Source organism: Hydrogenophaga sp. 70-12, assembly GCF_001897365.1.
GTDB classification, from domain to species: Bacteria; Pseudomonadota; Gammaproteobacteria; order Burkholderiales; family Burkholderiaceae_C; genus Hydrogenophaga; species Hydrogenophaga borbori.
Genome location: NZ_MKSS01000399.1, coordinates 16,347 through 41,415, shown reverse-complemented (window position 1 = coordinate 41,415; position 25,069 = coordinate 16,347). Strand labels below are relative to the sequence as shown.

The 25,069-nt window shown below is 67.2% G+C and carries 22 protein-coding genes; 2 read left to right on the top strand and 20 right to left on the bottom strand.

Annotated features, from left to right (window positions below; translation table 11 throughout):
• A partial coding sequence (locus BGO22_RS20500) for an AMP-binding protein (protein WP_286852324.1) occupies window positions 1-414 on the bottom strand: 414 nt, incomplete at its 3' end.
• A gap of 137 nt (window positions 415-551) precedes the next feature.
• Here BGO22_RS20500 and BGO22_RS20495 point away from each other — a divergent pair.
• Window positions 552-1,271 carry a response regulator gene (locus BGO22_RS20495; RefSeq protein ID WP_070400207.1) on the top strand — a complete coding sequence of 240 codons (720 nt, stop codon included), beginning with the start codon at window positions 552-554 and terminating at the stop codon, window positions 1,269-1,271.
• A 5-nt stretch (window positions 1,272-1,276) separates the two neighbouring features.
• Complete coding sequence (locus BGO22_RS20490; protein ID WP_070400208.1) at window positions 1,277-2,521, top strand: ATP-binding protein; 1,245 nt, start codon at window positions 1,277-1,279, stop codon at window positions 2,519-2,521.
• 227 nt (window positions 2,522-2,748) lie between these two features.
• Here the strand turns inward: BGO22_RS20490 and BGO22_RS20485 are convergent, their stop codons facing one another.
• The 19 genes from BGO22_RS20485 to BGO22_RS20395 form a co-directional block, all read right to left on the bottom strand.
• Window positions 2,749-4,719 carry a polysaccharide biosynthesis protein gene (locus tag BGO22_RS20485; RefSeq protein WP_204743859.1) on the bottom strand — a complete coding sequence of 657 codons (1,971 nt, stop codon included), beginning with the start codon at window positions 4,717-4,719 and terminating at the stop codon, window positions 2,749-2,751.
• Window positions 4,716-5,297, bottom strand: a complete 582-nt coding sequence (locus tag BGO22_RS20480; protein WP_286852322.1) for a PglD-related sugar-binding protein — start codon at window positions 5,295-5,297, stop codon at window positions 4,716-4,718. Before BGO22_RS20480 ends, BGO22_RS20485 begins: the two co-directional genes overlap by 4 nt.
• Window positions 5,298-5,327: 30 nt before the next feature.
• A complete protein-coding gene (locus BGO22_RS20475) occupies window positions 5,328-5,891 on the bottom strand; it encodes a sugar transferase (protein WP_204743861.1) in 564 nt (187 codons plus the stop codon).
• On the bottom strand, window positions 5,888-6,847 hold the full coding sequence (locus BGO22_RS20470) for a UDP-glucose 4-epimerase family protein (RefSeq protein WP_286852320.1): 960 nt from the start codon (window positions 6,845-6,847) through the stop codon (window positions 5,888-5,890). The genes BGO22_RS20475 and BGO22_RS20470 overlap by 4 nt, the downstream gene beginning before the upstream one ends.
• On the bottom strand, window positions 6,844-7,971 hold the full coding sequence (gene wecB, locus BGO22_RS20465; protein WP_070400213.1) for a non-hydrolyzing UDP-N-acetylglucosamine 2-epimerase: 1,128 nt from the start codon (window positions 7,969-7,971) through the stop codon (window positions 6,844-6,846). The genes BGO22_RS20470 and wecB overlap by 4 nt, the downstream gene beginning before the upstream one ends.
• Window positions 7,964-8,974: a polysaccharide biosynthesis protein gene (locus tag BGO22_RS20460; RefSeq protein WP_070400214.1), complete on the bottom strand. Its 1,011-nt coding sequence runs from the start codon at window positions 8,972-8,974 to the stop codon at window positions 7,964-7,966. Before BGO22_RS20460 ends, wecB begins: the two co-directional genes overlap by 8 nt.
• 6 nt (window positions 8,975-8,980) lie before the next feature.
• Entirely contained in the window at window positions 8,981-9,847 is an 867-nt protein-coding gene (locus tag BGO22_RS20455; RefSeq protein WP_286852319.1) for a dTDP-4-dehydrorhamnose reductase family protein, read from the bottom strand.
• Complete coding sequence (locus BGO22_RS20450; protein WP_239478228.1) at window positions 9,844-11,169, bottom strand: glycosyltransferase family 4 protein; 1,326 nt, start codon at window positions 11,167-11,169, stop codon at window positions 9,844-9,846. The genes BGO22_RS20455 and BGO22_RS20450 overlap by 4 nt, the downstream gene beginning before the upstream one ends.
• The gene (locus BGO22_RS20445; RefSeq protein ID WP_286852318.1) at window positions 11,097-13,568 is read right to left on the bottom strand and encodes a hypothetical protein; all 2,472 of its coding nucleotides are present in this window, start codon (window positions 13,566-13,568) and stop codon (window positions 11,097-11,099) included. The genes BGO22_RS20450 and BGO22_RS20445 overlap by 73 nt, the downstream gene beginning before the upstream one ends.
• 12 nt (window positions 13,569-13,580) lie before the next feature.
• Window positions 13,581-15,035 (bottom strand): hypothetical protein, encoded by a 1,455-nt coding sequence (locus BGO22_RS20440; RefSeq protein ID WP_286852317.1) that lies wholly within the window; start codon window positions 15,033-15,035, stop codon window positions 13,581-13,583.
• An 88-nt stretch (window positions 15,036-15,123) separates the two neighbouring features.
• On the bottom strand, window positions 15,124-16,173 hold the full coding sequence (locus BGO22_RS20435) for a glycosyltransferase (RefSeq protein ID WP_286852316.1): 1,050 nt from the start codon (window positions 16,171-16,173) through the stop codon (window positions 15,124-15,126).
• Window positions 16,170-16,892 (bottom strand): class I SAM-dependent methyltransferase, encoded by a 723-nt coding sequence (locus tag BGO22_RS20430; RefSeq protein ID WP_286852314.1) that lies wholly within the window; start codon window positions 16,890-16,892, stop codon window positions 16,170-16,172. The genes BGO22_RS20435 and BGO22_RS20430 overlap by 4 nt, the downstream gene beginning before the upstream one ends.
• Entirely contained in the window at window positions 16,889-17,833 is a 945-nt protein-coding gene (locus BGO22_RS20425; RefSeq protein ID WP_286852312.1) for a glycosyltransferase, read from the bottom strand. Before BGO22_RS20425 ends, BGO22_RS20430 begins: the two co-directional genes overlap by 4 nt.
• Complete coding sequence (locus tag BGO22_RS20420; protein ID WP_286852310.1) at window positions 17,830-19,785, bottom strand: hypothetical protein; 1,956 nt, start codon at window positions 19,783-19,785, stop codon at window positions 17,830-17,832. Before BGO22_RS20420 ends, BGO22_RS20425 begins: the two co-directional genes overlap by 4 nt.
• Window positions 19,782-20,780, bottom strand: coding sequence for a lysylphosphatidylglycerol synthase transmembrane domain-containing protein (locus tag BGO22_RS20415; RefSeq protein WP_070400223.1), 999 nt, complete (start codon window positions 20,778-20,780; stop codon window positions 19,782-19,784). Before BGO22_RS20415 ends, BGO22_RS20420 begins: the two co-directional genes overlap by 4 nt.
• Before the next feature lie 26 nt (window positions 20,781-20,806).
• The gene (locus BGO22_RS20410) at window positions 20,807-21,985 is read right to left on the bottom strand and encodes a glycosyltransferase family 4 protein (RefSeq protein WP_286852308.1); all 1,179 of its coding nucleotides are present in this window, start codon (window positions 21,983-21,985) and stop codon (window positions 20,807-20,809) included.
• Window positions 21,982-22,644, bottom strand: a complete 663-nt coding sequence (locus tag BGO22_RS20405; RefSeq protein WP_204743868.1) for an LbetaH domain-containing protein — start codon at window positions 22,642-22,644, stop codon at window positions 21,982-21,984. Before BGO22_RS20405 ends, BGO22_RS20410 begins: the two co-directional genes overlap by 4 nt.
• Window positions 22,634-23,593 carry an NAD-dependent epimerase/dehydratase family protein gene (locus BGO22_RS20400; RefSeq protein WP_070400225.1) on the bottom strand — a complete coding sequence of 320 codons (960 nt, stop codon included), beginning with the start codon at window positions 23,591-23,593 and terminating at the stop codon, window positions 22,634-22,636. Before BGO22_RS20400 ends, BGO22_RS20405 begins: the two co-directional genes overlap by 11 nt.
• A gap of 10 nt (window positions 23,594-23,603) precedes the next feature.
• Window positions 23,604-25,064 (bottom strand): oligosaccharide flippase family protein, encoded by a 1,461-nt coding sequence (locus BGO22_RS20395; protein ID WP_286852307.1) that lies wholly within the window; start codon window positions 25,062-25,064, stop codon window positions 23,604-23,606.
• Window positions 25,065-25,069 lie beyond the last annotated feature (5 nt).

Below are 25,069 nucleotides of genomic sequence, written 5' to 3'. Positions count from 1 at the left end.
CACGGGCATCGCCGCGAGGCCGTGCGCGGCGGCCAGCGCGCGGGCCGGTTCGGCAAAGGCCTCGTCGTGCACCAGCAACACGGGGGCGCTGTCGTTCAGCACGGCGGCCCACTCGGCGGGCGCCAGGCGGTGGTTCAGCGGCACCAGCAGGGCGCCGCGCCGGGCCAGTGCGAACAGCAGGGCGATCTGTGCGGGGTGGTTGAAGCCCAGCCAGGCCACGCGCAGGCCGCGCTCCACCGGCAGGGCTTGCGCCAGCACCCGGGCGCGCTGCGCCAGCGTGGCGTAATCGAGGGACTGCCACTGCGGATCGCCGCCGTCCCAGCGCAGAGCGAGGTGGCGGGGATGGATCTGGGCGCGTTGCGCGAGCAGCGCGTCCAGGGTGTCGGCGGCGGTCGTCGGCATGGACAGGGGCATGGCGGGGGCGGGGATGGTCACCGGGCGGCGGACATGGAGAGCACCATGATTTACCCAACTTTACGTGCAGCGCAAGGCCGGTTCATCCCGCGGGTGCAGCATCGGCCGCTCCGGCAGCCACCGCTACACTGAACCGCATGACGACCGCCCACCTGCTGATGATCGAGGACGACGCCCGGCTGGCCCAGATGGTGCAGGAGTACCTGGGGCAATCGGGCTTCGCGGTGGCCCACGCCGCCGACGGCGAAAGTGGCCTGGAGCAATTGCCGCTGGTGCAACCCGAGTTGGTCATCCTCGATCTGATGCTGCCCGGCATCGACGGCCTGGAGGTGTGCCGGCGCATCCGCTCGCTGAGCACCGCGCAGGCGCGCGTGCCGGTGCTGATGCTCACCGCCAAGGGCGACCCGATGGACCGTGTCATTGGCTTGGAGCTGGGGGCCGACGACTACCTGCCCAAGCCCTTCGAGCCGCGCGAGCTGCTGGCGCGCGTGCGCGCCGTGCTGCGCCGCCGCGCCGAAAACGGGGGCAACGGCGGCAGCCGCGCCACGCCGGTCATGCGCTTCGGTTCGCTGGAGATCGACCGCGACGCGCGCACCGTCACCGTGGCCGACCAGCCGGCGGAGCTCACGTCCTACCAGTTCGATCTGCTCGTGGCCATGGCCGAACGAGCGGGACGCGTGCTCACGCGCGACCAGATCATGGAAGCCGTGCGCGGCCGCGAGCTGGAGGCCTTCGACCGCTCGATCGACGTGCACATCGGGCGCATCCGCGGCGCCATCGAGGCGGACAGCAAGAACCCCAAGCGCATCCTCACAGTGCGCGGCGTGGGCTACGTGTTCGCCAAGCAGCAAGACTGAGCCCGGTGAGCCTGTCGCTGTTCGGCCAACGCCTGTACCTGCGCATCTGGCTGGCGGTGGTGGCCGCCGTGACCGTGCTCACGCTGGTGGTGGGCTGGCTGTGGCAGCAGACCCTGGAGCGTGACCGCGAGGAGCGCGAAGCGCGCGTGATGCGCACCATCATCGTGGAGAACACCGCGGGCGACGTGCTGGGCGATGCGCCCGCGCGGGCCGAGCGCATCCCCGGCGAGGGCTGGCGCTTCGAGGTGATCATGCGGGACGGCGAGAAGCTCTACGTGATGCTGCCGTTCTCCAACCGCGGCGCGCCCTCCAACCCGGGCAGCCGGGCGCCGGCCTGGCTGCTCACGCCCGCCGGCTTCGCCTGGCTGCTCGGCCTGGTGGCCCTGGCGGTGGCGCTGGGGGCCTATCCCATCGTGCGCCGCCTCACCAAGCGCCTGGAGACTTTGCAGAAGGGCGTGGAGCGCTGGGGTGCGGGCGACCTGTCCACGCGCCTGTCGGTGAATGGGCAGGACGAGGTGGCTTTCCTGGCCAAGCGCTTCAACGTGGCGGCCGAGCGTGTGCAGACGCTGCTGCAGTCGCACAAACGCCTGCTGGCCAATGCCTCGCACGAGCTGCGCTCGCCGTTGGCGCGCATCCGCATGGGGCTGGCGCTGATCGGTAGCGACCCCAGCCAGCAGGCCCAGCGCGCCGAGATCGCGCGCAGCATCGACGAGCTGGACCAGCTCATCGATGAGATCCTGCTGGCGAGCCGGCTCGACCTGAGCGATCCCTCGGACCCGGCCGCGCTGGGCCCGGAGGAAGAGGTGGACCTGCTGGGCCTGGCCGCCGAGGAGTGCGCGCGCGCCGGGGCCGAACTCGAGGCCGCGCCGGCCGCGGGCGGGGTGGTGGTGCATGGCCACGCCAAGCTGCTGCGCCGCGTGCTGCGCAATCTGCTGGAGAACGCGCGCCGCTACGGCCGCGGTGCCGGCAAGGCCGATGCCGAGGTGCGGCTGGGTCTGAGCGTGCGCGACAGCGGCCGGTCGCGCACGGCGGTGCTGACGGTGGACGACCACGGGCCGGGCGTGCCGCCCGAGCTGCGCGAGCGCATCTTCGAGCCCTTCTACCGTCTGCCGGGCGCCAGCGAGCGCGAAGGCGGCGTCGGCCTGGGCCTCGCGCTGGTGCGAACGATCGTCGAACGCCATGGGGGCGCGGTGCGCTGCGAGGACCGGCCGGGCGGCGGGGCACGGTTTGTGGTCACGCTGCCGGCCTGAACGGCCGTTCGGTTCCAGGGTGACGCCGCCTGCTTCCCCCAAATTGGGGATGCCATCGGCGTGGGAGACCCGTGAGAATTCGGCAGTTGCTGTCACGACACCCGTTCAGAGCCAAGGTATGTGCGTGCCGCATATCTGACCAGGCCCGAGACACCGGATTGATCAGGTCTCCCAACGACGTCCTCTCGAGGACTTGGCAAAGCCACCGAAAGGTGGCTTTTTTTTGTTCAGGCCGACCCGGTGGGTGCGAGCGGAGCCTGTGGATCGGTGTGCAGCCAATCCACCACCTCGCCCGCCGGCTGGTAGCCCTGCACCGCCTGCTGCAGCAACGCGCGAATGGCGTTGACGTCGTTGGACCGCATGGCGGTGTCCAGGGCCTCCAGCAGGCCCAGCAGCGTGTCGGGGGGGAGCAGCGCTTCCTGGGCGCGCAGGATGCGCGGGTGTTGTGTGGGCAGCGGGTTGTCGCCGATCAACAGTTCCTCGTAGAGCTTCTCACCAGGCCGCAGGCCGGTGATCTGGATCTCGATCTGGCCCCAGGGCTGCTGCTCGTTTTTCACTTGCAGGCCGGAGAGTTCGACCATGCGGTGGGCGAGGTCGACGATGCGCACCGGCTCGCCCATGTCGAGCACGAAGACGTCGCCGCCCTCGGCCATGGCGCCGGCCTGGATGACGAGCTGCGCCGCCTCGGGGATGGTCATGAAGAAGCGCGTGATGTCGGGGTGCGTGACCGTGACGGGCCCGCCGGCGGCGATCTGCCCGCGAAACAGCGGCACCACCGACCCGCTGGAGCCCAGCACATTGCCGAAGCGCACCATGCTGAACACGGTGCGGGCGGCGTGCCGCTCGGCCAAGGCCTGCAGCACCAGCTCGGCCAGGCGCTTGCTGGCGCCCATGATGTTGGTGGGGCGCACGGCCTTGTCGGTGCTGATGAGCACCATGTGGCGCACGCCGGCCTCCAGCGCGGCCTGGGCCGTGACCCAGGTGCCCCAGACGTTGTTGCGCAGGCCCTGCACCGCGTTGTGCTCCACCAGCGGCACGTGCTTGTAGGCGGCGGCGTGGTAGAGCGTGTGCGGCTGCCAGGCCTTGAGGATCTGGCCCATGCGGTCCTCGTCCTGGACGGAAGCCAGCAGCGGAACGACCTCCATGGCGTCGGTGTCCACCCGCTGCATGAGTTCCTGGTGGATGGCGTACAGGGCGTATTCGCTCTGTTCGATGAGCAGCAGGGTGCGAGGCCGCAGCGAGGCGATCTGGCGGCACAACTCGCTGCCGATGCTGCCGCCCGCGCCCGTGACGGCGACCACCTGATCGCGGATCAGCTTGTCCAGCAGGGCGGGGTCGGGCGTCACGGGCTCGCGACCCAGCAGGTCCTCGATGTCGAGCTCGCGCAGGTCGCTGAGGTTGACGCGGCCCGAGGCGAGGTCGGACATGCCGGGCAGGGTGCGCACGTGCAAGGGCAGGGGTCGCAGCGATTCGAGGATCTCGCGCCGGCGCTTCTGCGAGGCCGAGGGCAGGGCCAGCAGCACGTCGGTGGCGCCGATGGTGGTCACCAGTTCGCGCAGCTTGTCCGGCCGGTAGACATTGCGTCCGTCCAGGCTGTTGCCCTGCAGGGCCGGGTCGTCGTCGATGAAGCCGAGCAGCCGGTGTTCGGGGCTGCGCGCCAGCGCGGCGGCCAGCTGTCGGCCGGCGGTGCCGGCACCGTAGATCAGCACGCCGGGCAGCTCCTTGCGCATCAGCACCTTGCGGTACAGGCCGCCCAGCCAGACGCGCACGAACAGGCGGCTGAGGCCGATGAAGATGAACAGCAGCAGGGGCTGGATCACGCCCACCGAGCGCGGCACGCCGGGCACGCCGATGGCGGTGAAGACCGTGGCGTAGAACAGGCCATAGAGCGCCATGGCCTGGCCCAGGCTGAGCATGGCGTTCCAGCCGGCGTAGCGGAAGATGGCGCGGTACAGGCCGAAGCGGGCGAAGAGGGGGATGGCCATTGGCACCGAGCCGATCACGGCCCAGAGGTAAGGCATCTCCAGGCGCAGCCAGACCTCCAGCCGCAGGTACAGGGCGACCCAGACGGCGAGCACGCACAAGGCCACGTCGACGGCCACCGCGAACGCCCGCTTCAGCATCCGCGGCATGTGCAGCAAGGCGCCGGCCAGGCCCTCGTCGGCGTGGCCGCTCGATCGGGGTTGCACGTCGTTCATGAACGGCCCTCGCCCGGGGCGACGATGGTGTCGTCGGGCAGGTGCACCCCATAGCCGAGGGCGGCGCCGGCTTGCAGCCAGGCGCGCTCGCCGATGGTGCTGCCGCCGGCCATGGTGGCATTGGCGCCGAGGTGGCCGAAATTCGCGACCTGCGCGTGGTGGTCGACCACGGCGCCGACGTTCACGATGGCGCCTTCGCCCAGTCGGGCCTGCGTGCCGAGCACGGCGCAGGCCATGAGCGCCGTTCCGGCGCCCAACACGGCGCTGGGCGAGGCGAAGGCGCGGGGGTGCACGAGCGTGGCCAGTTCGAGCCCGGCCGCGCGCGCGCACGCGCAGAGCGTCTGGCGGGTGCGGTTGTGGCCGATGGCCACATGCACCGAGGGGACGCCGCGGGCGGGCAATTGCTCGAGCAGGGCCGTCGGGCCCCAGACGGGTACGCCCATCACGTCCGTGCCGGCGGGCTGTTGGTCATCGAGGAAGGCCTGGACGTCGTAGCGGCCGTCCAGGCGCACGAGCTCGAGCACGCTGCGGCCATGGCCGCCGGCTCCAACGATGACGAGCGGCATCGGCTGGCTCATTCGACCTTGTCTCCCTGGGTGTCCGATGGGTCAGTGCTGCACGCCCTCGCGCCGCAGCACCTTCACGGCCGTGAGCCAGAGGATGCGCAGATCGAAGACCAAGCTCCGGCGCCGAAGATACTCGATATCCAGGGCGACCTTCTGTGGAATGGGCAGCTCGTCGCGGCCATTGATTTGCGCCCACCCGGTGAGCCCGGGAACGAGTTCGTGCACGCCCGCTTCGGTGCGCAGGGCAATCAGGTCGTCCTGGTTGAACAGCGCTGGCCGCGGGCCGACAAAGCTCATGTCGCCCTTGAGGATGCTCCAGAGTTGCGGCAGCTCGTCCAGGCTGGTCTTGCGCAGGAAGGGGCCGATGGGCGTCAGCCAGCGCGCCGGGTCGTCGAGCAGATGGGTGGCCACCGCAGGGGTGTCGGTGCGCATGCTGCGGAACTTGGGCATGCGAAAGAGGCGGTTGCGTCGGCCCACGCGGTCGCTCCAGTAGAGCGCGGGGCCGGGGGAGGTGAGGCGCACCGCGAGCGCGATGAACGCGACGGGCAGCAGCAGCAGCAGCGCCGCCGGTACGCCCAGCGCAAGGTCGAACAATCGCTTGCTCATGTTGGCAGCCCCATTGCGGCGCGGCGAAGGCCCTCGTCTACCGATACGGGAGGCGCCCACCCCAGGGTGTTGCGGGTGTGCGCGATGTCGACCTGCAGGCTGCCCAGCAGCCGCTGGGCCACGGCGCGTCGGCCCACGAGCGCTGCGCCGATTCCCAGCAGCGAGACCGGCACCGGCAGCAGGCGTGCGGGGCGACCCAGGGCCTGGCCCATGCGCTTGAGCAGCTCGGCCGTGGACAGATCCTCGCCATCGCTGGCCAGGAAGGTCTGGCCGGCCGCTGCGGGATGGTGGATGCAATGCGCCAGCAGGTCCACCAGATTGTCCAGCGCGACCAAGCTTCGGCGGTTCGCCGTCACGTCGCCCAGCGGCAGCGGCCAGCCGCTTCGCACAGCGCGCATGAGGGCCGCGAAATTGGCCTTTACGCCAGGGCCATACACCAGGGGTGGTCGAACTATCACGATTTCCATGCCGCTGGAGGCACCCAGTTCGCGCAAGCCGTCTTCTGCCTCGCGCTTGGATACGCCGTAAGGATCGAGCGGGGCCGGCACATCGTCGAATCGGAAGGCGCCTCCCGGGGGCGTCTGTTCACCATTGACTTTGATGCTGCTGACAAAGACGAAGCGCCGTACGCCGACGGCCGCCGCTTGGCGGGCCAAGTTCAGGGTGCCGGCGGTGTTGGCCAGGCGAAAGGCCGCCAGAGGATCGGCGGCCTGTTCGTCCATCACATGCACGCGCGCAGCCAAATGAACGACGGCGCGCTTGTGGACCAGGCAGCCGGACCAGTCCTGGTCGGGCGTCAACTCCATGGCTGCGATGGGCGTGCCCGACGCGAGCTGGCCAGATCGACGCGCTGTACCCAGCACCCGATGGCCATCGTGCCGCAGTCGTGCGTCCAGCGTCTGTCCAACAAATCCGGTCGCTCCAGTCAGCAGAATGTCACCCGGGGCGGTGTTCATGGGAGCGCGGGCTTGGACCAAACGGTTCGGTTCACGTAGTCCACGTAGCTGAGCACGACCCGCAGCACCTGGGTGGACACGGCCGGCGTTTCGTAGTCGCTGACCGGGCGCGCTGGTCCGGCGGGGTCGCTGGTCACGACCCGGATGGCGTCCAGGACGCGCTCGCGCTTGAGCCCGGACATGATCAACACGCCGGCGTCCATGCCCTCGGGTCGCTCGTGCGCGTTGCGGATGGTGATGGCCGGAAAGCCCAGCAGAGCGCTCTCTTCGGTGATGGTGCCGCTGTCAGAGATGGTGCAGCGTGCTCGCGTCTGCAGGTGGATGTAGTCGTTGAAACCGAAGGGTTTGAGGAACTGGATCTTCGGATGGTGTTGGCGCGTGCCCATCGCATCCAGACGTTTGCGCGTTCGGGGGTGCACCGACACCACCACCGGCAGGCCGAAGCTGTCGGCAATGCCGTTCAGTGTGTCAAGCAGGTCATCCAGGTTGGCCTCGCTGTCGACGTTTTCCTCGCGGTGGGTGCTGACAATGAAGTACTGGCCGGCTTCCAGGTTCAAGCGCTCGAGCACGGTGGATCGTTCGATGCCGTCGCGGTAGTGGTCCAGCACCTCGCGCATGTGGGAGCCCGTCTTGATGATGGTTTCCGGCCGAATGCCCTCGGCGATCAGGTAGCGGCGCGCGTGCTCGGTCAGGACCAGGTTGATGTCGCTCAGGTGGTCCAGAACCTTGCGGTTCAACTCTTCGGGCACGCGCTGATCAAAGCAGCGGTTGCCCGCTTCCATGTGGAACACGGGGATTTTTCGCCGCTTGGCCGAGATCACCGAGAGGCAGGAATTGGTGTCGCCATACAGCAGCACGGCATCGGGCTGTTCCTGCGCCATGACGGCATCTGCGCGCTCGATCACTCGGGCGATGGTCTGGGCGGCGTTCTCGCCAGCGGCGTCGAGGAAGTGGTCCGGCTTGCGAATGCCGAGGTCGTCGAAGAAGACCTGGTTGAGCTCGTAGTCGAAGTTCTGTCCGGTGTGCACCAGCACATGCCGGGTGTGCGCGTCAAAAGCGGCGATGACGCGCGACATCTTGATCAGCTCGGGGCGCGTGCCCACGATGGTCATGACCTTAAGCACGCAGCCGCTCCTGGATGTAGTTCAGCTTCATCAGCAGTTGTTTGACGCCGGGGATATCGAGCCGCTCCGCGTTGTGCGAGGTGTAGTCTTCCAGTGCGGACACACGGGTTTCGCCCTCGACGAAGTACTTGTTGTAGTTGAGATCGCGGTCGTCCGAGGGAACGCGGTAGTAGCGACCCATGTCTTGCGCCTTGCCCATTTCCTCGCGCGACAGCAGCGACTCATAGAGTTTTTCGCCGTGACGGGTGCCGATGATTCGCACAGCCGCCGGGCTCTTGAACAGTTCGAGCAGCGCCTGGGCCAGGTCGCCCACCGTGGACGCTGGGGCCTTCTGAACAAAGATGTCGCCTTGGCTGCCGTGCTGGAACGCGTGCAGCACCAGGTCGACAGAATCCTCCAGCGACATCAGGAAGCGCGTCATGGCGGGATCGGTGACGGTGAGGTCTTGGCCGGCCTTGATTTGGTCGATGAACAGGGGAATCACCGACCCGCGCGAGGCCATGACGTTGCCGTAGCGCGTGGCGCAGAGCACGGTTTCGTCGGGGCCGCGCATGCGCGACTTGGCCACCATCAGTTTTTCCATCATGGCCTTGGAGATGCCCATGGCGTTGATGGGGTACACGGCCTTGTCGGTGCTCAGCACGACGACGCGGCGTACCCCGGCCGCGATGGCGGCGTTCATGACGTTCTCGGCACCCAGCACGTTGGTGCGCACCGCTTCCATGGGATAGAACTCGCAGGACGGCACCTGCTTCAGCGCGGCCGCGTGGAAGACGAAGTCCACGCCATGCATGGCCTGGTGCACGCTGTCGTAGTCGCGCACGTCGCCGATATAGAACTTCAGCTTGGGGTGCGACAGCGCGATGCGCATGTCTTCCTGCTTCTTCTCATCGCGGCTGAAGATGCGGATCTCGCGCACATCGGTGTCGAGGAATCGTTGCAGCACCGCGTTGCCAAAGGAACCGGTGCCACCGGTGATCATCAGGACGCCATTGGAGAACATGTCGAATCAGGTATGAGAGTGGAATTGGCGCATGCCGGCGATCAACGCCGGCCAGTCGGGTGCAACGTAGCCGGTGGCCATCTGGAACTTCGACGCGTCGAGTGAGCGGTCGATCACCAGCGAGGCGTCGGGCACGATCTCGATCTGGCGGCCATAGGCGGACGCTACGAGCGCCAGAAGGTCGGCCTTGGCGATGGCCCGCGTGGCCACGTGGTAGAGCCCGTGCAGGTCGGGGCGCGGCAGCACGTGGTCGCGCACGACGCGCGCCAGCTCCACGGTGGGCAGGCCCGAGAAGATGGCACGGGTGAAGCCCTTGACGCTGCCCGACTGGGACAGGAACCAGCCGACCAGCCCGTTGGCGCCACCCTCCAGCTCCTCGCCAATGATGGAGGTGCGCAAAGTGATGGTGTGGGGGTAGTCGACCTCGCCCAGATGCTTCGAGCGCCCGTACAGATCGGTAGCGTCGGCCGTGTCGGTCTCCACATAGTGGCCGCGCTGGCCGGAGAAGACGCAGTCGGTGCTGACGTGGATCAGCCGAGCCTTGGCGACGTCGCACAGGCGGGCGAGCCGGTGCGGCAGCAGAGCGTTGATGGGCAGCGCGGCCAGCGGATCATTGGCCGCCGCCAATTGCTTGATGAGGCCGATGCAATTGATGACCACGTCCGGACGCACGCGCGCGAAAATCTGGCTCAGCGTGTCGGCGTTCTCCACGTCCACTCCACTGACCAGGCGATCGGCCAGCGCGGGCGGAAAGTGCCGCCGAGCCCCGCTCGAGCGCACGGTGGCCCAGGTTTGCAGGCCGGCGGTCTGTGACAGCAGGTGGAACATGGCATGGCCGAGCATGCCCGTGCCGCCCAGGATCAGTACGTTCACCGGGAGGTCTCCTGCGGGGGGGCGGTGTGTTGCATGGTCAGTTGTTTCAGGTGCTCGATCAGCTTGTCCGTGAGTGTCGGCAGGCTGAAATGCGCGGCCGCGTAACGGCTGGCATTGTCTCCCATTGCCGCACGGCGCCTGTCATCCAGCGCGTGCATGGTCTGCACGGCCTCGGCCAGTGCCGCGGCGTCGCCGGCCGGGCAGTCAAGACCGGCATCGGCCTCGCGCACCAGACGCGCACCTTCGCCGTTGATGGCCGCGATGATGGGGCGGCCAGCGGCCAGGTAGGCCTGCAGCTTGCTCGGCACGGTGTAGGCGAAGATGGGTTCGTCGCGCAGGGTCAGCAGCACCGCCGAGGCGGCCGCCAACAGGATGGGCATGTCGGCTGGCGCGAAGCGCCCCGGCAGCACCAGGTTGCGCAGGCCGTGTTCATGCATCTGTTGCGCCAGCCAATCGGACAGGCTGCCGCTGCCGATCAGGTAGAGGCGCACCGGGGAGCCGGCGGCCTGCAGCCGGCGTGCCGCGTCCACGACGGTATCCAGCGCCTGCGCGGTGCCCAGGTTGCCGGCGAAGGCGATGGAGAAGCCCTGGGCCATCTCGCTGGCCAGCTGGCGCGCCGCTTCGCTGGCCTGGGCCTCGAGGCCTTCCCCGGTCCAGGCGTTCGGGTAGTAGTGGATGCGTGCAGGCTCTGGCGCGATGGCAGCGATCGGTTCGCGGAATGCTTCCGAGGGGATGAGGATGCTGTCGGTGTGCCGGTAAATGAAGCGCACGACCTGGCGTATGGCCGACAGCACGCGCTGATTGCGAATGAAGCCCGTGGCGGACAGGCTTTCGGGCCAGAGATCCTGCACCCACACCGCCAGTGGCGCCCGCTTCAGCCAGGCGATGGCTATGGCCGGCAGGGCCTGCAGCAGCGGCGAGGGCGCATACACCAGCACCGCGTCGAACGACCGGCCACGCAAGGCCCAGGGGCCCAACAGGCCGGCCGAGAGAATGAATGACAGGTAGTTCAGGGCCAGACGCGCGGCGCCTCTTCCGCGTGGCGCCAGCGGCACGCGCAGTATCTCGACATCACCCCACTTTTCGCGTGTCAGCCGGGTGGCCCGATAGCCCGCGAAGACGCGGCCCTCGGGGTAGTTGGGCTGGCCCGTCAAGACGGTCACCTTCACACCCCGTTGGGCCAGCGACTGCGCCAGCGCATTGATGCCAAACACCTCGGGCCAAGCGTACTGGCTGAAGATAAGCAACCTCATGCCTGTGTCGCCATTGGCTTCTTTGGGTCCACAACAGGGTGTTTCAGGCGCGAGATCAGCAAGCCCCAAATAAAGAACGTGATGATGCCGGGATACGGCTGGCGCATGCCAACCTTTAGCATGTTCTCGAAAAGCAAAAGGTAAAGAGCCGCCATCGCGGTGCCCAGCAGCACGGGGGAGTCCCACACCGCGCTCCGTTGTCGCCATAACCAGCCGAGTGTCCCGAGCAGCAGCACAATCAAGGGCAGCATGGCGATGAAGCCGAAGTTGTACAACGCGTCGAGCCAGTAGTTGTGCGCGCTCGGGTGTAGCACACGGTCGGGCGGCGTCGCATGCCCCAGCAGAAACGCCCTCGGTGTTTCAACGATGCCCGCCGCATAGAAACGCCAGTGCGTCATGCGGGTTGCGCCAGCCGCGGGCGATGTCGTCTCCGCTCTTTCAAGGTACGGCGCCAACTTGTTGTGCCATTGCAGGGTATCCCGAGGCCCGTTTTCGTCGCTCAACGACCGCGACAGCACGCCCGTTTCGGACAAAGCGATGTAAGCCACTGCGACCACTGCGGCAAGGCCCATGGCTACGCCAGCGCGGCGGCCGATGCGAACCCGCCGTAGGTGCGTTAGCGCAAAACACAACAGGCAAACCGCGGTGCCTAGCACCGCGCCCCAGGAAAGCGAAGCCACGACATAGACCATCGCTACGGGCAGCAAGATCGCCAACCCGACACGGTACTTGAGGCTGGCACCCCACAAAGATTGGCTTGTCATCATCAACAGCGCGATGATGACCATGGGGACGTACTGAAGGTGCTGGTAAATGCTGAAGAAAAACACCTTCGGGTGCAGCAGCGTGTAGCCCTGAAGCCAGGTGGCAAGCAGTTGGGCGGGCAGGATCAGCAGCAACACCCACAGCGCGGTGCGTTCAAACACGGTGGCCGGTGTACAGGCGCCAAACATCTGACCGAGGACCAGGCCAAACATCGGCAGGAGAAACTGGGCCAGCAGAATCAGCTTGGCCCCCTGTTGCGCGGGATTGCCTTGCGCGACCGTGAGGGAGGTGGTCACGAAAAGCAGTGCCGTAAAGAACAGCACGGCCATGCTGGTGCGTGCGGCGGTGTACTTGCCCAGCAGCGCGATGCCCGAAAACAGGGCCAGGATTGACAAGGGCAGCGGCAGTTTGAGGATGCTTCCGCCGGCATCGAACACGAACGCCGGGTCCCGGAACAAGCCGCCTTTGATCTGAACGAAGACGGGGACGAGCAGCAGGAACGCAATACACCATGGGACGATGCGCGATTGCGTCAAGGAGGCGCTTCGCTGCCGCAAGCCCACGCCAGCAAGGAACGCCAGGCTGAGGCATCCGCTCAATCCATACAAGCCCGCGAGCGCACCGGGTCCCAGGACGTAGAAGAGGAACGGGACGCAAGTGGCGATCAGCACATTGGCCAGCAGGTCGGGGCCGAAGACGTCATCGCCGCCAGCTTGCTGGATGAGGCGGGTCCGAATGGCCGCTGCCACGCTCATGAGTGCCCCACCCGCGATCGATAGGCCCACGGTGATCCAGAACAGGGGCGCACGGCCCATGGCGTTCAACCACGCAGGTTGCATCCACGCGACTGTGCTCAAACCCAGGCCCGCCAGCAGCATGGTGGTCGGAACCAGCAGCAGCCACTTGGGCAGCTTGTTGCTGCCATAGCGATGGGCCAGGGTGGGTGCCAAGGCCTGCCCGTAGATGGTCGGAATCAGGCCACCGATGGCGAAGGCGGTGAAGAGGTCGCCCGCCGCCGCCTTGCCGGCGAGCAACACGATCGAGATACGAAAGACATAGACGCTGGTGCCGATGATGGCCGTGGAGCCAAAGTGGGGCAGCAGAGTCTTCAGCGAGAAGCGCTCCCCGTCTTTGCTGAGGGACAGCTGCGCCTGGCGTGTCGCGAGGAGCGGAGCAAGGGCCCAAGGCAATGCGCAGAGCGCGAGGCTCCAGTCAAGAACGAGTGGCAGCAGGCACAGCATGAACGCGCCGGACTCCGCCATGATGGTTTGGCCGGGGATGGCGAACCGATGCTTCTGCTCGTGGCGTGCCAGGCCGATCTCGCCGAACCACTCCGATGCCCGCCGAAGGATGAGCACGACGGCCAGTGCAGCGCTTGCATCGCCGACCCCAACGCTGAGCACATAGGCTGTGGCGGACAGAGGCACAAGCAGCCACAGACGCGTTCTTAGCAAGCGCGCCGCTGCCGACCCGGAACCATCGGCAAGAATCAGGTTGCGCGCGTTGGCGGAAAACGCATAGAAGAGCGCAAGCGTGGCGCCTTGGACAAGGCCGATGTTGGCAGCGATCTCCGAGTGGCCGGCGACGCCGAACACCAGGAGCAGTGCCGTCATCGAAAACGAATTCAGCAAGGCGGCCATCGGAAAGATGAGCAGCGCACGTCGCGGTGCGTTGCCAGCGGTGGGTTTACCAGCAGACTCCATCGTGTTGATTGGTTAGCGAGAGACGTGAGGCGGTTGCATCCAACGCCGCGCCATCCAGTCCGCCACGGCAATAAGCAGCACGTTCAGCAATACCGTGCCAAAGAGCAGGTGGGATTGACTTGGAACATAGCCAAAACTCGCGTACCGAAAGGCCACGACCTGGGCCAGCAAGGAGCACAGCACCCAGTTTTGACCAGCCAACCGATACGACAGGAACTCGAACAGCGCAGCCACCAGTCCGAGCAGAAAAAGCCCGGCGAACAAGAAGGCCATCGAGCCGGGGTAGTAAAAGAACGCGATGACGCCGGGAAGGGATACGAAATGGTGCTTGGTCTTGTCGATCGCCGGCTCGTTATAGGGTGAATCGATGAAGTAGCGGTCGAAGAGACTGAGCTGGCCCTCTTGAAATTTTTCTTGCCATGCTTCCTTCCATAGGGACCAGCCCAGTCGCTGGGAAGAGGACACGGCCATCACGCCCTCAATGCCAACCCACCGATCAATGAACAGAGGCCCTGTCATCTTCTTCGCGCTTTCGGCAAAGTCCTTGGCGTCGTAGGCGAGCGTGGGCGTTGAGGACTTCGCCGTGGGAAGCTCGTAAATTTCCCCCAACACGCTGCTGGCGCGCAGGTAGTTGACGCTGAGCACGGACGCCGCAAACAAGGCCGCGAATGTGATCGACGCCACGGCCACGGTGCGCAGCGGCAGGCGCAGGTTCATGCCCAGCACGGTGCGCAGGCCGCCGAGCCCTAGGGCGGCGGAATTGAGGACCATGCCGCGGCTGAGCAGAGAGACATTGGACGTAAAGCACTCCATCAAAGGCGGGAAGATCGCCACCATGGACACGTTTCGCTGAAGTTCAATCTCAAACCGGATGATCAGCGCCGCCATCGAGGACAAGCCGAATTGCAGCAACCACTTGTAGATGCCGTTTAAACCAAACGGCAGCACCGTTTGCGTCACCATACCCCTCTGGTAGATGCCCAGCACGATGTTGCTGACACCAACGCCGAGCACCAGTACCACGAACAGCGCAATGCAAGTCTTTCGGTAGGTCCGGTAGAGTTCGAACAGCCCCTGACCAGTGCATGAAAGTGGTGTCGCGGGGTAATGAAAGAACCGCTGCCTGACGAAGCTGGCCAACAGCAGACCACCAAAACCCCACGAGGCCACCGTCAGGGCATGATCAAATGCGGCGCCCGAACCGTCAAAGGCGCCGACCGATTCATGAAACTGACCCGCGGTGAAAGCCACGCGCAGCGACAGCTTCAGCCAAAAGCCCAGCCACAGGAAGATGCCGATGAAGGTGTCGAAATAGATGGCCTGGCGACGAAACCCGATGAATAGCAGCGCGTTTGCTGTCAGCGTGAACACCGCGTAGACGATCCAGTGGCCCTCGTAGTGGGTACCTGCCACAAGAGCCAGCCCCAGGCAGGCCAGGGCGAACAACGAGGCAAAAATTCGGATCATGGGTATTCAGGCTCCCGACACGGTGCAGCGCAAATGCGCTCCCTGGCGCTGTCTTCGGCCGAGATGAGGACGGATTTTACGTGGGGGGTCACTTGCTGGCGGACTGCGGCGGCGTGGTTGCGCCTATGACCTCGCTCAAGAAGGCCGCGCCGGACAACACGGGCCGCGGCGCCTGGTTCTGCCGCAAAAAGCGGCTCACGGCGCGCGCGATGGACAAAGGTGAGTTGGGGTCGAACGACTCGGCGGGTGTGACTACGTCGCGCACGTAGTCTTTCTCGGATGCGAGGATGGGCAGACCCCGTTGCGCCGCTTCAATGAGCGGAAGCCCGAACGATTCCAGCGTCGATGGGTAGATCAATGCGCGCGATCGCTGGTAACAACGCGCCATGTCGGCGGGGGCCACTGTGCCGAGGTTGGTGATCCTCAGGCCATGGCGCTCTTGCGCTTGTTGCAGATGGTGGAGCAGCGCCGTGTGTTTTTTGGGGTCCAGCGTCAGGCACAGAGAGGGGAACGCGCCCTGTGTTCCAAGCAAGGTCCACGCATCAATTAACTGACGGTGGTTCTTGTGAGGCTCGCCAGAGGCCACATAGATGAAGTCAAATTCAGGCGGCTCGACCCGGCCGGGGTCGGGCGTCGATGGGGTTTCGGTCGGGATGAACGGGAACACGCGAGCCACAACGCCGGTTTCACGCTGGAGTTCATCCGCCATGGACGCGGTCTGTACGTAGACCTGCATCGCTGCTGTGTCCAGGCGCTGAGAAAACCAGTATCTCTCCAGCCTGATGCGCCAGCGATCCCGCCAAGCAAATGCGCGCAAGTCCCGTTGTCCAAAGAGGTAGCGGTTCTGCAGAAACACGACCACCCGCCCCTTATTGCAAAACAAGGGGGGCAGGTTGCCAAAACACAGCACCGTGTCGCCGGGCTGACTGAGCCGCCGGACGCGCCTTTCGGCGTTCCATCGCCCCAGCAAAGTGGGCCGAAAGCGCTCGAGGACGAGATTCGGCGGCAGGCTCGAGGTGTCTAGCCGCGCATCAAGCAACGCAATGCTGTCCTGCGCGGCGGCGGCGTTCAGCACGGACAGCAGCAAGGTGCGTCCGCCGCCATGATGAACGTTGGGCGCGTGAACGATCAGCGTCACGCGGTCTCCTTGGGCCTGGCAAGGACCAGCAGGGTTTCCCCCCCCATCAGGCGCGCGCCCAGGTCGTGATTGATGGCGTAGACCGCCCGACGCAGCAGGCCCGCGAGCCGGGTTTTGAACGATCGGCGGGGGGCATTGAGCGAAGCGCCGGTGTAGCGGGCCTCCACGACTTCGTAGCCGCATTCCTCGAGCATGGCCAGGGCCAGCCCGCGCGTGAAGTAGTGCAGGTGACCGACTTTGCGGCGCACGTGCAACAGGGGGCGCTCGCGCAGCACGCTGATGGCCGAGAGGTCAAGCGGGATGTGGAACACGGTCCACGCAGTTCGCTCGCGCAGGCCCGCGAGAAAGGCGAAGGGATCTCCCAGGTGCTCGAGCACGTCGAGCATCAACGTCAGTTCGGGCGTAGGGCCGTCGCTGGACAGGTAGTCACCCAGGGTGAAGCGGATGCCATCGGCTCGGCGCTGCTCCCACAGCGCGGGCAAACCGGGGGCGATGTCGAAACCCTGCAGATCGGCCTGCGGCAGTTGGGCGCGCAGCGCAGACAGCACGCCGCCCGCGCCGCAGCCCACCTCGACCACGCTGGCCGGCGCCAGGCCGTGGCGCGCCAGCAAGGCGAGGACCTGCTGGGCCTTCCAGGGCGAATCGGCGCTGTCCCAGTCGGGGTTCTGCTGCGCGTAGTCGCCTTCGGTGTAGCGGCGGGTGACGGGGTCGTGGCTCATGGGTTTCGGGCGGAGAGGCCGGAGCGCAGGACCCACAACAATCGGTGACCTGCGCGATTGAACAAGGCATTGCTTAGCAGGCGCAGCGCCCGCACGGACAGCACGCGCGACCAGGACTGGGACCATGCCGCACGCACGGAGCGGGCCGCCGCGCCCCAGCGGCCCGCTCGCAAATGCAGTTGCGCGCTGATGAGGTGCGCATGGGCCAGCGCTTGCGCTCCCTGGGCCACGATGTCTGGCGCTACGCCCGGCGTGCGCAGCAGGCTCTCGATGATGGCGACGGGCTCGGCGGCGCGTTGTGGCGTGGTGGGCGCGAACGACTGGGAATGGTCATGCACCCGGAAGCCAGCCAGCGGCCGCTCGACGTGAACGAAGCGCCCCCGCAGCCCCAGGCGCAGCCAGAAATCGTAGTCGGGCATCTGCCGCAGGGCGGGATTCCACGGGCCGGTCGCCTCATAGGCATCCCGGCGGAAGAAGGCGCCCGGTCCGGGCGGGCATACCACGTCGACGAACATGGCACGGTAGTCGTAGGGAGGTGCCTTCACCTGCCGCACGGGGCGCGACTGCGGGTCGAGCAGGTGGTAGTCGCAGTAGGTCGCCACGGCCTGCGGGTCGGCCTGCAAGGCGGCCACCGCGGCGCTCACCGCGCCCGGGGCCAGCGTGTCGTCGGCGCTCAGGTAGCCGAGGATGGAGCCTTTGGCCATGGCCCAGCCCTTTTCCAGCGTGCGCGCCTGCCCCATGTTGGCGTGCCGTTCGCGCACGAAGTCGCCGTCCATGCGCGCCAGCACCTCTGGCGTATGGTCGGTCGATCCGTCATCCAGCACGATCAACTCCAGCGGCGCGTGATCCTGCGCCAGCACGCTGCGGATCGCCTCGGCCAGGTAGTTGCCGTGGTTGTAGGCAGGGATGACGATGGATACCAATGGGGCGGACTGACTCACTTCGGGGCTCCGTGTGGCAAGACCTTCCATTCGCCAGGACGGGTTTCGACGCATTGTGGCGGCTGTGCCGTCACGGCCGGCGGCAAGCGATACACCACGACATTGCCGTATTCGACGACGTGGTGCACGGGGGCCTGCGCTTGCAGCAGGCGGCCGAGCAACTCGCCGTGGGAGTCGCGCTCCACCACGATGTATCGAAAGCCGCCCGCCTGCAGGGCCGCCAGCACGTCGTTGGCCTTGCGCACGCCCTCCTTTTCGGCCCGGCTGGCCTGGCATTGCAGCTGGTCTGGACGCAGCCAGTAGCCGTAGTAGGCGGCCAAGAACACACGCTCGCCGGGCTGGCCCTCGGTGGCCAGGGCGGATAAGGGTTTGCAGGACTCGCTGGCTTTGAGGCAGCGCTCGGCTCGGTGGGTCAGCAGCAGGTAAAGATTGTGCGGGCCCGAGCGGACCTTGCTGACGGTGAAATAGAGTGCCAACGCCAGCAGGCCCAAGGCGCCCAGGCGCAGCCACCAACGCCGATCGGCCAGCGCCGCCTCCGCAGTCAGCGACGCCAGGGGCGCGAACAACAGGAGCGTGGCGAGTATGTAGCGCGGCGCGAGCACCGAGGGCCGTATGAGCGCCCAGGCCAGGGTGGACAGCAGGGCGGCCAGGGTCACGGCGATCACGGGGCTGTCGAGCAATGGCTCATCGCTGGCGCGGCGCCGGCGCACGAACCAGGTCAGTGCGGGCAGGCCCAACAACAGCAGGGAGACGCCTCCGCCCTGCATGGGGTAGTCGCCGAACACCAGCGCGTAGGGATAGGTCAGCAGGATTTCTCGAGTGACCTCGGGGCTATGCCACACCTGATTCAACCAAGCGCCTGCTTCGCCCATGCCCAGGAAGGGCGCCAGGGGTGCGCCGTACAACACCCCGTTCTTGAGGCATTGGGGCAGCCAGGCCAGCGCCGCCCAGGCACCCAGCACGAGGTCGGTGCGCAAGAGGCCGCGGGTGTCATAGGCCCGTTCCTGCCCGCGGTGCTGCCACATCAGCAGCACCAGCATGGCCACACCCAAGCTCAGCACGTACGAGAACTTGGCGACGGTCGCGCTGCCGGCCATCAAACCGGCCCAGGCCAGGGCGCCTGTGCGCCCATTCGCCGGTGTGTCGCTCAGCAGCCAGTACAGGGCAGCCAGGCCGAAGGCAGCACCGAACAGATCCACCTTGCCGTCGAACACGTACAGCGTGAAGCTTGACGAGGAAATCAGGATGGTCCAGGCCATCCAGCGCGCCACCAGGCCACCGCCGCAGCGGCGCACGATGCCCGAGAGGAACACCCCGCAGGCCAGCGCCACCGGCCAGACGAAGAACTTGGCGGCGGCCGTGCCTTGCCAACGCATCAGCACGGCATAGTGCAACTCTGCTGGCAGGCCGATGCTGGAGAAGGGCTCGTAGGTGCCGCGCATGGGTTCGAGCACGCCGCTGCTGGCCATGATCTGCGCGTAGGCGAGGTAGAAGGCCTCGGCGTCGCCCGTGGGCGGCATGGTGAGTGCCGCCAGTGCCAGGCACAAGAAGAACAGCACCACCACCGCGGCCAGGCCGCGCATCGGCCAGTTGAGGCGCCAGACGCTGTCCCAGGCCTCGCGCAGCATCGCTTGGGCTGGTGCGAGGCGCGGGCGGCTGAGGAACAAGGCCAGCCAGCCCAGGGCCAGCGCGACACCGACCGGCACGGGTCGCAACTGGCCCATGAGACCCAGCACGGTGAACACCGCATTGAAGGCCATCAAACCCGCCAGGAACTGCGTGGCCAGGTCCACCCACGCGTCCGAGGTTTGGGTCGCTGGCCGTGCGGGACCAAGCCGGCCCAAGGCCCATTGCACGGCCCGACCCGCCCCTACGCAGGCCAGGGCGTGCGCGGTGGTGACCGGCACCGCCAGCAGCAGCGTGGCCAGGGTGACGGTGGGGTGGGCGCTCATGGTTTGTCCTCGGGGAGGCGCTCGGACGCAAGGTCCGGCGCTTCGACGTCGCGCGGCGACGCCACGGCCGGTCGCGCCAGGAAGCACAGCGCGCCGATCAGCGAAGACCCGAGCAAGGTCACCAGGTGCAGCAGCACGACGAAAGCCAAAGCCTGGGGGCCGTGCACCTGCAGCATCCCCAAGGCCGCCACGCCAAAGAACTCGTAGGTGCCCACGAAGCCGGGGGACGCCGGCACCATGGTGCCAATGGCGATCAGCAGCAGCACGAACAAGGCGTTGCCGGGTGCCAGGTCGAGACCCAGCGCGCGCGCGGTAAGCCACACCAGGGAGACCTCCAGGGTCCAGATGGCCAGTGTGAGCAGCAGGAAGCCAACGAAGCGCCCTGGGCGAAAGCCGCCCGCGATGCCCGCCAGCGCGGATTGCAGGATCTCGCGGGCGCGCCCCGCGGCGCGGTCGGGCAGGCGCCGCAGCAGCCGCGCGTGCAACCAAGGCAGGAAGCGTTCGCCCATGGTGTGAGCGGCCGTGAGTGCGGCGATGGCCGTGGCGGTGATCGCGGCCACCACCACGCCGGCCTGCTTGAGCCAGGCCGGGATCGCGGGGTAGGACAGCAAAACCAGCGACAGCAGCGCCAGCATGAACGCCAGGTCGACGGTGCGTTCAACGACCAGGGTGGCAAACACCTTGGTTCGCGACATCCGCTCGGTGCGGCCGAGCTCCAGCGCGCGGGCCAGGTCGCCAGCGCGCGCCGGCAGCACGTTGTTGAGCAAGTAACCGATCATCAAGGCGCGAAACCCTGGCCACCAGCGCACCGGCGGATCATGCTCGACCACCAGCCGCCAGCGCTGGGCGCGCAGCGCGAAAGACGCGATCAGCAGCAGTGGCAGGGGCGCGAGCACCCAGGCGTTCGCGTGCGCGAGCGTGCGGACCACCGCCCCCAGGTCGAAGTTGCGCATCAACCAGATGATCGCGACCAGGCTCACCGCCAGGCCGGCCATGGTCAGGGCATGTTGTCTCCAGCCTCTCATGACCTGCCTTGCCGCTGGACCAGTCCCTTGAGCAAGGACGCCATGTCGCGGGCGACCTTGGGCCAGTTCATCTGCTCCTGCACGAAGCGGCGTCCGCCGGTGCCCACGCGGCGGCGCAGGGACTCGTCGCCCAGCAAGGCGCGCAGACGCTGAGCGATGGCGGATGGGGCGGGGTCGGTGCATTGCACCAGGTGCTCGCCGTCGACCAGGGTGGCGGTACCCAGCAGATCGAGCGGCGTATTGACCACCGTCGGCACGGCCAGCAGCATGGCCTCGATGGTGGCCGTGCCCATGCCCACGTAGCGCCCGGTGAGCGAGGAGAACAGCAGGTCGGCGGCCTGCATGTGCGTGAGCACCTCGTCGTGTGATCGCTCGCCCAGGAACTCGACGCGCTCGCCCAATCCCAGGCTGTCCGCCAGGCGCGGCGCCTCGTCGTAGTAGACGTGGCCCACGATGCGCAGCTTCAGCGTGGGGAACTCGGGCGCCAGTTCGGCGAAGGCCTTGACCAGGGGCACGAAGCTGCGCTGTTCGCTGACCGCGCCCACACCGAGTATGAGGCCTCGGTACGCGTGGTCATTGGAATACCGCGCCAGCGCCGCGCTGTCGCCCGCCACGCCGTAGTTGACGATGTGCGTCTTGCGCAGCACGCGCTCGCCCTGCACGTCCGACAGGTACTGGCGGATCTGCGTGTCCCAGGCCACCACCGCGTCGCAGAACGGAAACACGCCCCGCCCGCAGATGAGCCGGTCGAGGCGGTTGAGCAGGCGGTCGCGGCGCGGGTTGAGCGACTGCAGCTGCGTGCCGACCGAGCAAACCAGTGGTGCGCGCACACGCCAGGCGGCGAATGCGGCGGGAAATGCGATGTCCAGGTAGTGGTTCACCAGCAGCACCGCATCGGCCTGGAAGCGGCGGGCGATGCGCGCCAGCCGCCACCAGTTGAGCGGGTTGGGGGCACACAGCTGGTAGTGCTTGAAGAAGCCGGCCAGCGGCAGGCGCCAGGCCGGCAGGCGATGCACGGACAGCCCGTCCTCGACGGCGTGCGACGGCGAGGCGCCCAGCGTGACGATCTCCACCGCATGCCCCTGGCGCTGCAGTTCGGTGGCCAGGTTCTGCGTGTAGAAAGCGGTGCCGGTGCGCATCGGCGGATACATGCCGCCCACCACGAGGATCCTCATGCCGCGGGTCTTTCCCGCGCGGGCACGCCGGCGACCACGGCCCCGGCTGGCACGTCGCGCACCACCGCGCTGCCCAATCCCACGAGCGCAGCTTCGCCGATGCGGATGTCTTCGCGCACATTGCAGCCGCAGCCCAGGTAGGCGGCCCGTCCCACGTGCACACGGCCGGAGAGGTTGACGCCGCTGGCCAGGATGCCGAAGTCTTCGACGCACACGCCGTGGTTGAGCACGCAGTTGGCCAACACCGTCACGTGGCGGCCAAGTCGTACGTGAGCCAGGAGCACCACGTTCGGGTAGACGATGCAAGCTTCTCCGATCTCGGCGCTGCCGGCCACGACAGCGCGTGGGTGCACCAGGCTGGCAAAGGGCAGGTCCGCCAGTCCCTTGGCTTGCAGCAGTGCCTCGCGACGCGTGTTGCTGCGCGGGCTACCCAGGCAATCGACCAGGCGACCGTTGCCCAGCAACTGCGGTGCGTCGCCCAGGCCGCCGAGCACTGGTACGCCGAAGCGCGACGAGCCGCGCGCCAGGGCGTCGTCGAGCAGGCCGCGCACGCGGTAGCGCGGGGCTTCGCGGTTGATGTCGTCGACGATGGCGAGCACGTCGGCACTGGTGCCGCCGCCGCCCACCAGCACGAGGTCGATCAGGTCATCAGATGGCATTGCTGCGGTACCAGTCGGCCGTCCGGCGAATGCCTTCCTCCAGGTCGACCTTGGCCTTGAAGCCCAGCAGCTCCGCGGCCTTGCGGGTCTCGGGGATGCGCAGTTCGATGTCGGCCGACAGCGGGGGCTTGAACACGATCTCGGACCGCGAGCCGAGCACGCGGCAGACGGCCTCCGCGAGGCCGAAGATGGTGGTCACGGCGCGCGCATTGCCGACGTTGAAGGATTCACCGATGGCCTCGGGCCGCTCCAGCGCGAGCATCAGGGCATCGACCATGTCGTCGACGAAACACCAGGCGCGGATCTGAGAGCCGTCACCGTAGATGGAGATAGGCTCGTTGCGCAGCGCCTTGCGAATGAAGATCTGGATCGCGCCCTCCCCGGTCTGGCCCGGGCCATAGATGTTGAAGGGCCGCAGCGTGACCACGGGCATGCCGTGCTCGCGGAAGTAGGCGTGCGCCAGGTGCTCGCCGGCGAGCTTGCTGACCGCATACACCCAGCGCGCCTCGCCGGCCGAGCCGGCGACGGCGTGGTTCTCTTCCGTCACGCGGTAGGCCATGCTGCCGAAGACCTCGGAGGTCGAAAACTCGATCACACGGTCCTTCACGCCCGCTTCCTGCGCCGCGCGCAGCACGTTGGCGGTGCCGATCATGTTCACTTCCATGGTCTTCACGGGCGACTTGATCACGGTGTCGATGCCGGCGATGGCGGCCGCGTGCACCACGATGTCGGCACCCGTGACCACCCGCTTCACCGACGCGGGGTCGAGGATGTCGCCCTGCACCAGCGACACGTTGGGGTGCTGTGCGCCACCGGTGTGCTGGATCGTGTTGCGCGCCAGGTTGTCGAACAGCGTCACGCGGTTGCGGTCGGCCAGGCGGCCGGCCAGGGTGGAGCCGATGAAGCCGGCGCCGCCGGTGATGACGATGTGTTTTCCCTCGATGGCCATGCTGGTCTTTCTAAAGCGAGCGTTGGCGGGCCAGGGCCCGCATGATTTGTGAAACTTGGTGGCGATCGGCAGCGTCCGTGCCCAGCGCCACGGCCAGGCCCAGACACAGGCACCACAGGGCGCCCTTGCTGGCCAGTGCGACCGGGTCCCACAGCGTGGGGGTGGCCGGCCAGGCCATGCCCATGAGCACCAGTGCCACAACCAGTGCCAGCGAGAAGGCGATTCTGGGCGTCCGGTAAGGCACGGTGAACCAGGGACGACCCAAGACCAGGTAACCTGCAAAAACGAAAGCGGGCGCGATCGTAGCAGCGAGGGCTGCGCCGAGCAGCCCGAACCAGTGCGTGAGCAGCAGCGCGGCGGCCAGGTTGACCAGCGCGCCTGCCACGTTCAAGAAGGCCACGCGGCCGGTGCGCTCTCCCAGGAACAGGCCGGGTGCGAAGACGTAGAGCGTCGAGAACATGGCGCCCAGCGTCAACAGAGGCAGCACCGCGCTGCCTCCATGAAAGGCTGGACCGGTCAGCGTGCCCATGATCGGCCCTGACAGCAGGGCGATGCCGCCCACAAGTGCCACCATGGCCACCAGATACCAGCGGCAGATGCGTCCGAGCGTGACCGCCGTGCCGGGTTCGCGCCAGTGGCGAAACACCAATGGCGACAGAGCGGCCTGCAGGCCCACGGCCAGGATCGACACGACCGAGGCGAAGCGCGCCGTGACCCCGTAGACGCCCAGGGCCTCCAGCCCCAGCAGTTCGCGCACCACGATGCGATCGATGAACAGATTGCCGAACACCGCCGCGCCCGACAACACCAGGGGCAGCGAGTAGCGCAGCATGGTGCGCAGCCGATGCACGTCGAACACGCGTGACAGCAGGCCGCCTGCGCGCGATAGCGACACCCCCGCCCCCAGCAGTGCGCCGGCCAACTGTCCCCAGAACACGCCGGCAACGCCCAGGTCCTGCACCGTCACCAGCCAGATGCCCACCAGCGCGCTGCCCAGCGCATAGGCCATGGCGGCGGCGACATAGGAGCCGGGCCGAAACTGCCAACGCAACAGGTCCTGCACGATCACGAACACGCCGTTGACGGCGATCGCGCAGGCGGCCAGTACAAGGGTCTGAGGCGGAGCCTGCCCCGCGAGCAGCCACTGGGCCAGTCCGTCGGCGAAGGCGGTGACAGCCAGCGCGAAAACGGCATAGGCCAACGCGGCAAAAGCGACCGCCGTGCTGGCCAGTGCGCGCCGGGCGGACTCATCGGGCGCGTCGGCGATGTAGCGCGCCATGCCTTGCGATATCTCGAGCGCGATCGTCAGGTTCACCAGCGCGCCCGCGATGGCGACGGTTTCCACGACCCCGTACTCGCCCGAGCCCAGCGCCCGCGAGTACACAGGGATCAGAAAGATCTGGAGCCCCCGGACAAGCAGGGTCGAGAGGCCGTAGAGGAGGGTGTCCCGGCCGAGTCGCTGCAGGCCCATCGTGG